12 protein-coding genes and 1 other annotated feature are annotated in these 15,064 nt (G+C 38.8%); of the genes, 3 read left to right on the top strand and 9 right to left on the bottom strand.

The window, feature by feature from the left end:
• Window positions 1-28 precede the first annotated feature (28 nt).
• Window positions 29-2,671, top strand: a complete 2,643-nt coding sequence (locus T408_RS10315; RefSeq protein ID WP_051444687.1) for a YfhO family protein — start codon at window positions 29-31, stop codon at window positions 2,669-2,671.
• 38 nt (window positions 2,672-2,709) lie between these two features.
• Complete coding sequence (locus T408_RS0100325; RefSeq protein WP_028118176.1) at window positions 2,710-3,651, top strand: DUF1189 family protein; 942 nt, start codon at window positions 2,710-2,712, stop codon at window positions 3,649-3,651.
• Window positions 3,652-3,720: 69 nt separating this feature from the next.
• Here T408_RS0100325 and T408_RS0100320 read toward each other — a convergent pair whose 3' ends face one another.
• The 8 genes from T408_RS0100320 to hisS all read right to left on the bottom strand — a co-directional run bounded on the left by T408_RS0100320 (window position 3,721) and on the right by hisS (window position 12,762).
• Window positions 3,721-4,941 (bottom strand): sodium/glutamate symporter, encoded by a 1,221-nt coding sequence (locus T408_RS0100320; protein ID WP_051444686.1) that lies wholly within the window; start codon window positions 4,939-4,941, stop codon window positions 3,721-3,723.
• 155 nt (window positions 4,942-5,096) lie between these two features.
• Window positions 5,097-5,912, bottom strand: coding sequence for a phosphonate ABC transporter, permease protein PhnE (phnE, locus tag T408_RS0100315; RefSeq protein WP_028118174.1), 816 nt, complete (start codon window positions 5,910-5,912; stop codon window positions 5,097-5,099).
• Between the two features lie 10 nt (window positions 5,913-5,922).
• A complete protein-coding gene (gene phnE / locus T408_RS0100310) occupies window positions 5,923-6,744 on the bottom strand; it encodes a phosphonate ABC transporter, permease protein PhnE (RefSeq protein ID WP_028118173.1) in 822 nt (273 codons plus the stop codon).
• Window positions 6,745-6,754: 10 nt separating this feature from the next.
• The gene (phnC, locus tag T408_RS0100305; protein ID WP_028118172.1) at window positions 6,755-7,513 is read right to left on the bottom strand and encodes a phosphonate ABC transporter ATP-binding protein; all 759 of its coding nucleotides are present in this window, start codon (window positions 7,511-7,513) and stop codon (window positions 6,755-6,757) included.
• Between the two features lie 81 nt (window positions 7,514-7,594).
• Window positions 7,595-8,626, bottom strand: a complete 1,032-nt coding sequence (locus tag T408_RS0100300; RefSeq protein WP_028118171.1) for a phosphate/phosphite/phosphonate ABC transporter substrate-binding protein — start codon at window positions 8,624-8,626, stop codon at window positions 7,595-7,597.
• A 131-nt stretch (window positions 8,627-8,757) separates the two neighbouring features.
• Window positions 8,758-9,654 (bottom strand): deoxyribonuclease IV, encoded by an 897-nt coding sequence (locus T408_RS0100295; RefSeq protein ID WP_028118170.1) that lies wholly within the window; start codon window positions 9,652-9,654, stop codon window positions 8,758-8,760.
• Between the two features lie 10 nt (window positions 9,655-9,664).
• A complete protein-coding gene (gene aspS / locus T408_RS0100290; protein WP_028118169.1) occupies window positions 9,665-11,446 on the bottom strand; it encodes an aspartate--tRNA ligase in 1,782 nt (593 codons plus the stop codon).
• Window positions 11,447-11,451: 5 nt separating this feature from the next.
• A complete protein-coding gene (hisS, locus tag T408_RS0100285; protein ID WP_035419646.1) occupies window positions 11,452-12,762 on the bottom strand; it encodes a histidine--tRNA ligase in 1,311 nt (436 codons plus the stop codon).
• Window positions 12,763-12,818: 56 nt separating this feature from the next.
• Window positions 12,819-13,000 (bottom strand) — a binding site (T-box leader).
• A 103-nt stretch (window positions 13,001-13,103) separates the two neighbouring features.
• On the opposite strand from hisS, the gene T408_RS0100280 reads away from it, so the two are divergent.
• Window positions 13,104-14,555 (top strand): N-acetylmuramoyl-L-alanine amidase, encoded by a 1,452-nt coding sequence (locus T408_RS0100280; RefSeq protein ID WP_028118167.1) that lies wholly within the window; start codon window positions 13,104-13,106, stop codon window positions 14,553-14,555.
• Between the two features lie 47 nt (window positions 14,556-14,602).
• On the opposite strand, the gene dtd is transcribed toward T408_RS0100280, so the two are convergent.
• The gene (gene dtd / locus T408_RS0100275) at window positions 14,603-15,055 is read right to left on the bottom strand and encodes a D-aminoacyl-tRNA deacylase (protein ID WP_028118166.1); all 453 of its coding nucleotides are present in this window, start codon (window positions 15,053-15,055) and stop codon (window positions 14,603-14,605) included.
• Between the last annotated feature and the right edge of the window lie 9 nt (window positions 15,056-15,064).

Raw genomic sequence — 15,064 nt, 5'->3', positions numbered from 1 at the left:
TTGACAGTGAAAATAGAGAGGTGAAAATATGTTTTACAAATTGAAACCATACTTTATAAATTTTGCCTTACTTTCCCTCATTTTAATGGGAATAGCCATCTTCTGCAAATTTATACCCTTTGGCCATGAAACATTATTAACGGTTGACTTAGGCCAACAATATATTGATTTTTTTAGTTTATTTAAAGAAACTTTAACCAAGGACCCTACCATGTTTTTATATAGCTTTCAAAAGGCCATTGGGGGTGAGATGTTGGGCCTTTGGGCTTATTATTTAATGAGCCCTTTTAATCTCATTCTACTCTTCTTTAATGAAAGCAATTTCGATATGGCTGTCACCTTGCTTACCTACTTAAAAATTATTGCTACAGGTTTGAGTTTTCAATATTTTGCTCGCCATAAATATCAATTACAATTTCCAATGGATACTGTTTTTTCTTTAAGCTATGCCTTGATGAGTTATATGGTTGTCTTTGTCCTGAACATTATGTGGTTAGACGGTTTGGTCCTACTTCCGCTTATTGCTTTGGGCTTAGACCGATCACTCCAGCAAGGTAAGAGTGGGCTTTATATTACTAGTCTTGCCCTAATGCTAGTTTCTAACTATTATATTGGCTATATGATATGTCTCTTCCTAGCCATGTATGCCATTTACCTGATTAGTGAAAACCAAGTCAAATGGAACTGGAAGCAAAGCTTAGGTCAGTACTTAATTTTTATCAAAAACTCCCTATTAGCTGTTTTATCCGCTGCTGTCGTTTTAATCCCTACCCTTTACTCGATCACTAAGAATAAGGGAGCCAATTTAAAATGGGAGTTTAACCTAGAAACCGCCCATGGTATCCAAGACGTTCTATCCAAGATGTTTATTGGAGCCTTTAATTTCGATGAAATGTCATCAGGTTCTCCCAATCTCTATGTTGGAGCCCTAGTCCTTGTCTTGCTTGGCATTTATTTTTTAAATCGCAAAATCAAATGGTCCGACAAGATCATTGCTGGTTTAATTTTTCTAGCCTTTTTTATCTCTTTCCGGTACCGAATTGTTGACCGAATCTGGCATGGGGGGCAATTTCCCATTTGGTATCATTTTAGATTTTCATTTACAACCAGCTTTTTTATGGTTGTTCTAGCGATTCAATCTTATGTGAAGCGACCACAATCCTATAATATTAAGAAATTATTGGCAATCTTGCTTTCGTTTAGTGGTGTTTGTATTTTTTACTTATGGATCAATGCCTATAGCTTCCTAGAGCCGGTAAAGATTTTAATTACACTAGTATTCTTTATTACTGGTCTAATTATCTTACAAGCCCCCAGCCCATCTATTAGATGGAAGGAAGGCTTATTGCTCCTATTGGTCAGCGTAGATCTAGCTGGAAATGCTGCTTTTATATTAAATGAAATGTCTTATGTCGACCAATCCAAGTTCAGAGACTACACTCAGTTATTGGATCAGGCAGTCACAGGCTTGCGACATGACGAATCTGACTTTTACCGCATCAACAAGACCTTTATGCGTACAAAAAATGAAGCCATGTATAGTCATTACAGTGGACTTGACCACTTTGGTTCAACCATAGAAGCTCACGTCCCACGTCTTTATGGTCATTTAGGCCTACCTGATGGCACCGGATTTGCTGTCTATACTAATGGAACTTTATTCACAGATGATTTGTTTAATGTTCGTTACCTCATTGACAAAACCGCCAACGCTTCATATTATACCAATGATGACCAGTATCAACTCTATCAAGAAGCAACAGATTTAGATAATGAAGCCTATCCGATTATTCAAGAAGCTGATCGTTATTTAATCAGAGAAAATATTGACAGACTAGGCCTGGTTATGGAAGTTAGCCCAGATATCGTACTTGAATCAAGTCAGTTTCAAGAGAATCTCCCGATTCAAAACCAGGAATTACTCTTAAGATTGATTGACTACAATGGTAGCGGACAACCCTACTTCCAAAAGCAAAGTTTTGATTCTGTTGAATATGACCATGTAGAAGTAACTGATCAGGGCGACGGAGACTATTACACCTACGCTAACTTAGCAGGAGATGATCAGGAAGCAAAAGTCACCCTTAACTTTACTACGACCGATCGACCTTATTACTTCACCTTACCTAGTCAGTTTAGTGGTAAAAATGTCGAGCTTAAACTTGATGGCTCCAAATATAATTTCTATGGAACCTTTAGAAAACGCCAGCTTACCAATGCAAGTTATCACCAAATGGGCCAGCATGCCTTTAGTTTCAGCTTAAAAGAAGACGAATTAAAAGCCAATCTAGTCCATCTTTATTCATTTGACGAAGAGCGGTACCAGCAGATGATTGCAGAAAAAAAAGATCAATTATTTAAAGTAGACCACTTTTCTAACACCCATATCAGTGGTTCTATTCAAACGAATCAAGACCAAGGCTATTTGCTGATGACCATTCCCTATGACGAAAGTTGGCAAATTCAATTGGATGGCCAAGCGGTCGAACCCCTACCCGTTTTGGATGATACTCTGATGGCTATCCCCGTAAACAAGGGATTCCACCGTGTCGAATTAAGCTACCGACCAAAAGCAGTCATTTATGGTGGTCTAACTTCCCTTGCTGGTTTCGTATTAGTCGGGCTCAATGCTCTTTATGAGAAGAAGCGTTGCAAAACATTCCAGAATTAGTTACTATAATTCTACGCATATAATTAAAGGATGATAAAATGAAGTTTCTCTATAACTTATTGACCCAGGCTTTACTAAAGCCTCGCTATTACGTAGAGTCTGTTCGCATCAAGGGTTGGTCTTTGATTCTCCTATCCTTGATTGCTACGCTATTTATGACTACTACAAGTTACAAACAATTAGTGCCTATCATTAGCCAACTAAACCAAGACAGCCAGCATGTGCAAGAGTATATTCCTGACTTTTCTTACCAGGAGGGTGAGTTGAAACTAGCTGAAGGGAATAAGAGTCTTTATTATTCTTCTCCCACCTTCCAATTAATTATTGACTCAAGCATTGAAAGTCAAGAGGATGGCCGCTCAATCCCTATTTCAAGCCAACGTAAGCAATTAATTGAAGCGGACAAAATGTTTACCCTCTTACTTTTTAAAAATAATGCCTACTTTATTACGGGTGGTATCATTAATCAAATTCCTATTTATCAGGAATTATTTAAGAATAATCAAGCCCTAGTCACAGCTTTAAATGTGATGGCAAACCAAACCGACCTGCTTAAGATCTATGGTTTTATCATGATTTTTGTGACTTGTTTTATAATTTATTGGTTGCAAATTCTTATTCTTTCAAGTCTAATCTTTATCGTATTTAATCGACGCCTGTCCAAACCTATGAATTTCAAGCAACGTATTAAAATTGCTGTTGTTACCTCATTTGTTCCAATTATCTTGGCACAAATTGTCACTTGGCTAATCCCAAGCCTTCACTTTGGCTTTGTAACCATCGCTACTACTACCATTGTCATCCTAATCTATAGCTTCCGGAGCCATACCTACTTCATTGTTCATCTTTTGACGAAAATGGAAGACGATGAAGATGATATGTATCAGAAGTTAGTAGAAGATGAAAAAGAAAATTCTCTCTATCACCAAGTCTCTAAAGATAAAGATGATCAGAAGAAGGATACAGATTCTAAAAAATAATCACTTGAAAAAAATAGCATCTCTCAGTTTGAGAGGTGCTATTTTCTATCAGATATACTTGTTCAATAATCAAGACAAAACATGAATAAAAGCAAAGATAATAAAAATATTAAAGAAATCAATAAAGAGTGCTCCTACAATAGAAACTGCTAGAAAAGCCAAGGGGCTAGGACCATATTCATCGGTAATTGATGTCATACAGGCCATCGCATTAGAAGAGGATCCCATTCCAAATCCTGCAAATCCAGCTGTCATGACCGCAGCATCGTAATTTTTCCCCATCAGACGGTAGACAATAAACCAAGCAAAAAGCAAGGTCAGGACCATCTCAGCTAAGAGGACAAGAAGCATTGGTAGCGCGATTTCAAGAACGGTCCAAAGTTCCAAACTAACCATGGTTAAGGATAAAAATAAGTTCAAGGCCAAAGTTGAACCAACATTAATAGCAGGTTTATCAACAATAGCGTGCTCGCGGTTATCTGAAATATTTCTTACAATCGAAGCAATGATCATCGGACCAATATAAACCGGAAAGCTCATTCCAGAAGCAATAAAGCCTAGTCCCCAATTAATCAATTCAGTTAAGTAAGTTCCTAGAAACATACAAATAAATGTCAAATAAATCATTTTGGCTACGCGATCAGTTGTTAAGTAATCTACTTCCTCGTGAATTTTGATTTTTTCGACTCTTTGGGCGCTAGCATCTAAATCTGTGGAAGAAAGTTGGTATCGTTGAACTAAACTTGAACCAATAGGCCCTCCAGAAACACTCCCCATTATGATGCCCATTGTAGCTGCAATAACACCCACAGATGTCGCACTTGATAAGCCTAAATCAGCGATAGTTGGCGAAACAGCTGCTGCCGTTCCTGGCCCACCTACCATTGATGGTGACCCGAGTAGTAAGGCAATTAAAGGCTCGATACCCACAAGACTCCCTAATGAAACTGCTAAAATATTTTGAACAATAATAGCAATAACTGAAATAAGCAAAAATTTAATGACAATATTTTTGGATTTTAACAGGGCTTGAAAGCTGGCATCAAATCCGATAGTTGTAAAATAAATTACCATAAAAAATGAAGACAATGATGTATCTAACTCAAAGTTGACTAGATTAAATAATCGTAAAAACATGTTAATTACTGCAAAAAACAAGCCTCCGGTAATTGCTGCAGGTAAAGAATAAGCTTCCAAAATTGGAAATTTACGGCCCAACCACCTGCCAAATAATATAGTTAATACGGCGACTCCCATTGTTTGAATGAGATTTAGTTGAATTGTAATCATGTTATTTCCTCCAAATTTAATATTGTATGTTAATTAATACAATTTTAACATAGGAAATCGGCTAGATAAACTAAAAAGTATATCTAGTCTGCTAAACAAGAAAACGCTGATCTGAAAGATGAATCAGATCAGCGTTTAAAGAGAACGACTAAAGATTATTCACCGTAGGCTAATCGGCGACGCATTCTGGTTGAGAAGGTCTCAACGATTAAGACTAGTAGAATCAAGCCAAGCAAGATAGCTCCAACTTGATTCCATCGGTAGGAGTTAATCGCAAACATAAGTGGCGCTCCAATACCCCCCGCTCCCACTAAACCTAAAGTCGTAGCATCTCGAATATTCATATCAAATCGATAAATCAATGTAGATAAGAAGCTAGCTGAGAGTTGAGGAACGACACCAAAACGAATTTTTTGCCAGACTGTCGTCCCCATTGATTCAAAAGCTTCCAACACCGATCCATCGATATTAGCAATGGCTTCTGAAAATAGCTTAGTCAACATACCAATTGAAGTAAAGGTCATAGTTAAAACCCCAGCAGCAGGCCCTGGCCCGGTTACTCGGATAAACATCAATCCATAGACAATAGCTGGCATCGTTCTAAGCATCATAATTAGGAAATTAACCAAAAAAGCTAACCATGACGGGACTATATTAGAAGAAGCGAGGAAGGCTAGCGGTAAAGCTAATAAACCACCAATAATTGTACCAATAAAAGCGATACAAACGGTCTCAAACAAGAGATACCATAAACCTCCATCACTAAAATCCGTCAGCATCTCCATATCAGGTGTAAACAACCCTTTTACAATCGATAAGGCCACTTGCCAACCATCACCATTATAGTTACTTAAATCAACGACAGAAGAAGACCAAATCAAGCCAACAATCACTAAAACCGTCACAATCGTTTGAATGAGGCGATAGTTAGGCTCTTCATCAAATACCTTTTTAATTCTATCCTTAGACATACTCATCCTCCTAACTTAAGCGACGTCTAGCCCAACGGCTGATTTGTTCAATGATAAATACAGTAATTAAGAGAGCAAATAAAATCGTCCCCACACGATTATAATCACGCCAGCCAATATTTTCATTGATAATAAGGCCCAGTCCCCCTGCTCCTACATAACCGAGGATAGAGGCATAACGGACATTACCTTCAAAGTTAAAGAGGCTCGTTGAAATATAGGTAGGCATAATTTGTGGAATAATACCTCTAAAAAAGGCTTGGAATGGAGTGAAGCCCATAGAAATCATTGCCTCATGAGCTCCCATGTCCACGGTTTCAATCGCCTCATACATAATTTTCCCTACATAAGAGAAAGAGAATAAAAAGATAGCAACCGTACCGGCTAAAGTCCCCAAACCAAAAATGTAAGTAGCGATTAGTGCGGACACTAGAGTAGGAATCGTACGAATAAAAGTAAAGAGTAATTTGACTAACCAATTGATAACATTATTGTCCACCATATTGGAAGCGGCTAAGAAGGCAGCAGGTAGAGCAAACATGGCCCCTAAAAATGAGCCAAATAATGACATCTTGATAGTATCAAGCAAGGGTTTAACTACTTCTGGTAAGTATCCCCAATTAGGCTTAAATATATCCTTAATAATATTTAAAATGTTACGTCCATTTTCCATAATTTGTTGTAGCGAAAAGTCAGTGACATTCAAGGAAACTACAAGTGCAATTAGTAATACAATAAGAATTAGCGGAGTTCTCGATTTTTTCTCAAGCACAACCTTACCATTAGCTAAGGTATGTTTATGTGGCTTGAAAATTTTATCAAATAGATTCATGATTATCCCCCTAATCCACAATTATTTCATCAGGATTACCATCGTAGATTAAATCCAAGACGGCTCGGTCTACTTGATCAGGGTGCCCTTCAAAGACAACTTCCCCTTTTTTGATTCCGATGACTCTGGTAGCATATTCTAAGGCAATATCCACATCGTGAATATTTAAGAGTATCGTGATACCGTCTCTTTGATTGAGTTGTCTGAAATACTCCATTACTTGTTTAGAAGTAATAGGGTCTAGGGAAGCAATCGGTTCATCCGCTAAGATAATACTTGGATTTTGAACGATAGTTCTAGCTAAGGCCACCCGCTGCTTTTGTCCCCCCGATAGCTGATCCACTCGTGTGTATGCTTTATCAAGAATATCTACACTATCCAAAGCTTCTAAAGACTTAACCTTCATTTCATCGCTATAAATCCCTAAAATTTGTTGCCAACTATTTAACTTAGGTACAAATGAAGTCAGAACATTTTGCTGGGCAGTTATTTTCTCGACTAGATTAAAATGCTGAAAAATCATACTAACATCTTGACGGAAACTTCTTAATGAATCGCCTTCTAAACTCGACACATCTTGACCATTAACAATTAAGGACCCACTAGTGATTGGGTGCATCTTATTAATCGTACGCAATAAAGTAGACTTACCTGCCCCAGATCGACCAATAATAGCCAAAAATTCACCATCTTCAATCGTTAAATTGACATTGGAAAGCCCTTTATAGCCACCAGGATAAACTTTATCGACATTCTTGAATTCAATCATAATTTTCTCCTCTTCAATTCTAAATAAAAGGACCGCATTAATTCAACGGTCCTAATATTTAATCTATTCTATTGACTGATTTTAGTTCATTTCACGAAGTAATTTTTGAGCTTCCCTTTCGACATCATAATCTTCTGGGTTTGCTTCCACATAGCCTTTATGAGTGTATACATCAATAACTTCCTTACCTTCTGGGGTATTACCGATGTTAATCATGGCTTGTTGAATAGCTTCAACTAATTCAGGCGTTAGCGTCTTAGAATTCTTCGATACTGAAATAGTGTCATTCATCATTCCCTTAGTAACACCAATGACATCTACATCCGTCCAAATATCATTCTTACCACCGAATTCCCCTTGCCATTGATCAGCGTAATCAATACGAGCATCAGCAAATGTCACTAGAACATCTACTTGACCAGAAGCTAAACGAGCAAAGGCTGAAGCATATGAATCAGATTGGACAGCTTTTTGTAGATCAGATAAGGTCTTACCATCAAAATTTTCACGCATCCATAATGAAGGATAAATATAACCAGCTGGTGAAGAGGTCCCCATTACAGACCAGTTAGCTGAGTTGATGTCATCCCAAGTCAATTGTTCACCCTTATTAATTTTGTCCGCTAATTCGCGTCCTTTTTCGGATGGACCGGCTAGAATTAAACCACGGTAGTAAGTTACTTGATCTTCCGTCTGCTCAGTAGGCTTGTTTTCATTCCATTCCTTAGGATCTTCAGAATCAATGGATAGACCGTCACGGGTAGCAGTTAAGATAACTTCAGCCCCGTCATCATAAAGAACATAAGTCCCACCTGGAATAAAACCGATATCAACAGTTCCAGCTGCTAAGGCTTCACCGGTCGCTTCATAGTTTGTTCCAACTGAAATATCCACTTTGCCAACTTCGTAACCTAGATTGGCTAACTCTTGAGTTAGTAAATCTGCTAAAGGTTCAGTTTCAGTCAAGATCTCTTGAGGATCTCTGGATGGTACAAATTGTACTTTTAGTTCATCCACTTGAGTTTTTTCTTGAGCATTAACAAGGGGTGTTGTTAAGAGACTCAAACCCGCTAGAGCAGCCAAACTGCCAGTAAAAAATTTCTTGAAATTCATATGCGAATTCCTCCTTATATTTTATACACTCTTATTATAAACGATTATTGTAAATTTTGTGTAAACTTTACGTAAATATTAGGTAATATTTTACCCCTTTCTAATTTGACCATTAGAAAGGGGTAAATCTATTAATCAATTGTATTTACCGGAAATAATTCAGGATCGAATTGCGATTTTTTAAACATATCGATTTCTTCTTTATAGGGAGCGACTTTCTTCTTAGAACCTGGCTCTAGGGTCAACCATGGTGTTTCTAAGATTTTCGGTATTTCCTTAAATTCGCTTAGATGAACGATTTGATTTAAACAGTCAAAACCTAAGTGACCATAACCGATATTGGCATGGCGATCTTTATGGCTAGCGATGGGATTCTTGCTATCATTAATATGAATCACTTGAATGCGATCAAGCCCAATGACGCGATCAAACTCTTGTAGAACTTGATCCAGCTGATTTTTGATATCATAGCCAGCATCATAAACGTGACAAGTATCAAAGGTTACTGACAGCTTCTCATTATGAGTGACACCGGCAATAATTTCAGCCAATTCCTCAAAATTTCTTCCCAGCTCTGTCCCCTTGCCTGCCATAGTCTCAAGGGCAATTTGAACCGGTAGACTAGGGTCAATGACCTCATTTAGACCATGAATAAGTTGGTCTAAGCCCTTTTGAACACCTGCTCCCACATGAGCGCCTGGGTGAAGGGTCACTTGACTCGCTCCAAGAGCATGAGCGCGTCTCAACTCTTCTTGCAAGAATTCAATTGCAAAGTCATGATAGCCTGGCTTGGTTGTATTAGCTAAGTTAACAATATATGGCGCATGAACGGTTAAAGTTTCAATGCCAGTAGCTCTCATATATTCATGCCCTTCACGAATTCTAAAAGAATCAATGGATTTACGCTGAGTATTTTGAGGAGCCCCGGTATAGACCATGAAGACATTCGCCCCGTAGGAAGCCGCTTGCTTAGCCGCTCCTAGCAACATCTCTTCACCCTTAAAAGATACATGAGATCCGATATACATTGACAGTAACCTAGTCCTTTTTAGGTGCTTTGACCACAAGATTTAATTCTTTTAATTGTGAGCGGTCCACTCGGTCAGGTGCATTAGTCATTAAATCAATTCCACGGCCAGATTTAGGGAAGGCGATGACTTCACGGATATTTGGTTGACCAGCAAGGATCATAACCAAGCGATCAAGTCCAAGTGCCAGACCTCCATGAGGAGGGAATCCATAGTCAAAGGCTTCTAACAAGAAGCCAAATTGACTTTCTGCTTCAGCAGGTGTAAATCCAAGTAGTTCGAACATTTGCTCTTGCATTTCACGCGTATGGATACGGATGGATCCGCCACCAATTTCATAGCCGTTTAAGACAACATCGTAGGCATTAGCTAGAGCTTGACCTGGATTTTCTTTGAGTTCAGCTACTTGGTCATTTTGTGGTGAGGTGAATGGATGGTGCATAGCTACATAACGCTTGGCATCTTCATCATATTCTAGCAGTGGCCAATCCGTTACCCAGACAAAGGCCAGTTCTTTAGGGTCATATAAGTCATGAACTTTACCAAAATAATTACGAAGTTCGGCCAAAGAATTAGCAACCACGCTGGCTGAATCAGCCATAAAGAAGATAATATCTCCAAGCTCTGCATCTAAAGCCTCAACCATCTCGTCATACAAGCCATCGATATTAAAGAACTTAGCAATAGGTCCTGTAAAGCCTTCTTCAGTCACTTTAGCCCACGCTAGACCTTTGGCCCCATAAGGTTTAACAACAGAAATCAAATCATCTGCAGTCTTACGCGTATAACTATCAGCCAGTCCCTTTAAATTAATGGCCTTAACTTGGCCACCTCTTTCGACTGCTCCCTTAAATACCGTGAAATCAGACTTAACTACGACATCAGATACATCCTTCAACTTCAAGCCAAAACGAATATCTGGTTTGTCAGTTCCGTATTGGTCCATTGCTTCTTGATAAGTAATAGTAGGAAAGGCTTGTTCAATCTTTTCGCCTCGAGTAGTTAAGACAACTTCCTTCAACATTCCTTCAACAATCTCTTGAATTTCTTCTTGACTCAAGAAACTTGTTTCTAAATCGACTTGAGTAAATTCAGGTTGACGATCCCCTCTTAGATCCTCATCTCTAAAACAACGAACAATTTGATAATACCGATCAATACCGGCACCCATCAATAATTGCTTAAACAATTGAGGTGATTGTGGCAAGGCATAGAAGGCTCCCGCTTCTCTACGGGTTGGAACTAGATAGTCTCTGGCTCCTTCAGGAGTAGATTTTGTTAGATAAGGGGTTTCCACATCAATAAAATCCAAACGATTCAAATAAGAGCGAATAGCTTGAACCACATCATGACGCAAGCGAATATTAGCCAGCATTTCTGGACGACGTAGGTCCAAGAAGCGGTGGCGTAAGCGAACTTCCTCGTCTGTTTCAATAGCGTCTTCAATATAGAAAGGTGGCGTTTTACTCTTGGCTAGAACATTTAATTCTTGAGCCATTAACTCAAACTGTCCTGTCTTCAAGTTCGGGTTTACTTGATCGCTAGAACGTTCAATTAATTCCCCCGTTACTTCAACCACATATTCACTTCTTAAGTGGTCAGCTGCTTGAAAGTCTTCATCTGAAAGGTTTTCAGCGTTAAAGACAACTTGACAGATACCTTCGCGATCTCTAAGATCGATAAAAATAACTCCACCTAAGTCCCGACGTCTTTGAACCCAACCTTTAAGGGTTATCACTTGGCCGACGTTAACTTGACTTACTAAACCTGCATACTGGCTTCTCTTCTTCATAATAATTAATAGCCTCCTTTAAAAAATTCATCAATCACGGAAGTGTCTTGGGTAAACTTGCGATAATAGCTGGCAAAATCTGAAAGTAAATCTGATAACTGAACATCAAAAGTCTTCCCTGTTTTTTGATTTTTAATGGTTAATTGTCCTGACTCTAATTCATTGCTTCCCACTGTAGCAACTAATACCGCATTCAAGCGGTCAACGGTCTTGTACTGAGATTTCAAGCTACGACCCAGATAATCACGTTCAGCCGAGTAACCTTCGCCTCTGGCTGCTTGAACCAATTGTAGACTCACTAAATTAACTTCATCACCCAGTCCCAAGACATATAAATCTAAAGGATCCGGTTCTGGGATTTCAACTGACTGTTGATCCAATAAAAGTAACAGTCTTTCCATACCAATGGCAAATCCAAATCCAGGAGACGCTGGGCCACCTAATTGCTTAGATAATCCATCGTAACGTCCCCCACCACAAACGGTTGATTGAGCACCAATCGAATCATCTTCAACAATAATCTCAAAAATTGTATCTTGATAATAATCAAGTCCACGTACAATGGTTGGATCTACTTGGAAGGGAATCTCTAAGGCTTGCAAGTAATCTTGAACCGCTTGAAAATGAGCTTTACTTTCTTCTCCTAAATAATCTAAGATTTTAGGCGCATTAATAGCTAACTCTTGATCTTTAGGATCTTTACTATCAATAATCCGCATCGGATTGGCCGATAAACGATTTTGTGAATCGGGACTTAATTGTTCCTTCAGTGGTGTAAAGTAATCAATTAGAGCTTGTCGATACTGAGCTCGCTCCTCATTTTTACCCAGAGAATTGATGTAAATCTTTAGGTTTCTAACGCCTAATTCTTGGAAAAAGTCCCAGGCTAAAGCGATTGCCTCAACATCTGTTGCTGGGTTAGAACTTTCGAATACTTCAACACCCAATTGATGAAATTGACGTTGACGGCCAGCTTGGGGTCTTTCATAGCGAAACATGGGGCCCATATAATATACTTTATAAGGTTTAAGGTATTCTGGGCCAAATAACTTATGCTCAACATAAGCACGAACGACAGGAGCTGTTCCTTCCGGTCTAAGCGCTAAATGCCGATCGCCCTTGTCATAGAAATCATACATTTCCTTGGATACAATATCACTCGTATCACCGACCGAACGGGCAAATAATTCATAAGCTTCAAACATGGGTGTTCGAATTTCATGGAATTGGTAACTATCAAACAAATCACGAGCCAAGTCTTCAACATACTGCCAACGATAGGACTGTCCAGGAAGAATATCTTCCGTCCCTTTCATTTTTTGAATCACACGAATCCTCCTCTATTAAAATAAAAAATCCTACGGCAAAATCGCCATAGGACGCTGTCGCGTGGTACCACCTATTTTCATAGTAAAAATACTACCTTAATCGATAACGCCGAATAGCGGAATAAGTTTTGCTTATTCATCTCCATAGTGTCTTCATCTCCTATAACCTCTCAGCAAACGGTTATTCTCTGTCATTGAGACTACTTAGCTACTTCATTGATATTATTCTTTATTAATTTACCGATTTTACCCCTGATTGTCAAGAATGAAAGCCAAGCTAGGGCGATTTTTAGGCTATCTATTTAATTAAGATTAAGTTACAATATACTATGTATATTATACTTAGTATCCAAGCAACCGCCTATTATTATCCACTCCCCTTTCTATTAATTATAGGCTATCTATTTAGACAAGGAGTGATTAGCATTAGTCAAGTTAAATCCATTCTATCCAAAATCTTTACACAGAAATTCTTTCCTCCGATTTTGACCTTAACGATTCTATTATTCTCTTGCATAACCCTAAAGGTTATGACCTCTAACTCGAGCATTACGATTAGTCGACCCGGCTTAGTACTAAGAAGTAAGCCAGCTACCAATGCTCAAAAAATTGAAGACCTATCAGAAGGCCAAGAGATTTACTTGATAGATCAACAAGACCATTGGCTTAAAATTCAAACCAAAAGCCACAAAGGCTGGGTGCCTCAATGGCTAATTGACCATCCGGAGATTCAAACCGATCAAAATCTCGCCCTCATTACAAAAGGTGAGACGACTTTACATAAAGAAGCCGATAGTCAAAGTGACCGCCTAGCTGTTATACCAACTAATACCGAATTAATAGCCAACTTTGAAGCAGGTGGCTGGATTCAAGTCGATTACAAAGACCAAATCGGTTACGTCCAATTACAAGAAGTAGAGTTGATGGACCAGTCTCAAGTCAAACGTGAAAAGCCTGAAAATCAAACTGAACCCCAGACCGACCTGAGTCACTTGGTTATTGTTCGTCAATCCAACCAAGCCTTCTTAAGCCAACCTGATATTAATTCAGAAATTATTTATTCTCCTCATTTGATGCAACGATTTAAATTTATTGAGAGTTATGATTCTGCTAGTGGCGAAGAGTTCTACAAGGTTGAAGATGAGAACGGTAATATTGGATACCTGGAATCTCGGATTGCTGCTTTTGGTAATGCTTCGAATAATCATATTGGCTCAACGGACGCCAAATCAATTGCAGAAGCAACTATTGTCATTGATCCAGGTCATGGAGGGAGTGATCCCGGAGCCATAAGTGATGATGGACAGACTTACGAGAAAGAAGTCGCGCTTAAGAGTGGCCTCATGTTAAAAGAAAAACTTGAAAAATTAGGGGCCCAAGTCGTAATGACAAGACAAGAAGACCGCTTGGTAGACTTCCCGGATATAACAGGAACCAGCCAAGAAGCTCAAGCCGATATCTTTATCAGTATGCACTTTGATGCCTCACCTGTAGCTGATTGGCACGGGACAACCACTTATTATTTCCATGAAGCTGATGAACCCCTAGCACGAGCAGTTAATAACCGGCTCAAAGAATTAAATCTGCCAAACAATGGAATAAATTTTGGAAACTATTATGTACTCAGAGAAAATACACGCCCGTCTATCTTGTTGGAATTAGGTTACATGTCTAATCAAGAAGACTTAGAACAAATCCGGTCAGTCGATTACCACGACGCCATGACAGACCAAATCATTGCTGGTCTTGAGGATTATTTTTCTGAGAAATTAGAAAATTAATAAAATAAGCGACTGGGTCCTTTATTAGGACTTCAGTCGCTTATTTATTATAAATCTTTATTTTGTGAGTCAAGGATAATGGTCATCGGACCATCATTGACTAGATAAACCTGCATATCTGCTCCAAATTTACCTTCTTCAACATCAAAACCTAAATCTCTTAATGATTGGTTAAGCTTGAGATATAATGACTCTGCTAACTCTGGGTTTCCGGCCCGCGTAAAACTAGGTCGATTGCCTTTTTTTGTGTTAGCGTACAAGGTAAATTGACTGATCGACAATATTTGTCCTTCCACAGCTGCTAAATCTAAATTAGTCTTACCGTCTTTATCTTCGAAAATCCTCATTTTTGAAATCTTTCGAGCCAGATACTGAACATCCTCTTCACTATCCTCTTGGCAAACTCCCACCAATAATACAAATCCTTGATTGATGGAGCCGACCACTTGACCTGCGATTTCGACTCGCCCTTGTGATACCTTTTGAATAATGACTCGCATAGGATCTCC

The sequence above is a fragment of the Hutsoniella sourekii ATCC 700629 genome (assembly GCF_000518205.1).
In the GTDB taxonomy this organism is placed as follows: Bacteria; Bacillota; Bacilli; order Lactobacillales; family Aerococcaceae; genus Hutsoniella; species Hutsoniella sourekii.
The sequence above is the reverse complement of the archived record's forward strand: the minus strand, read 5'-3'. Positions and strand labels throughout refer to the sequence as shown.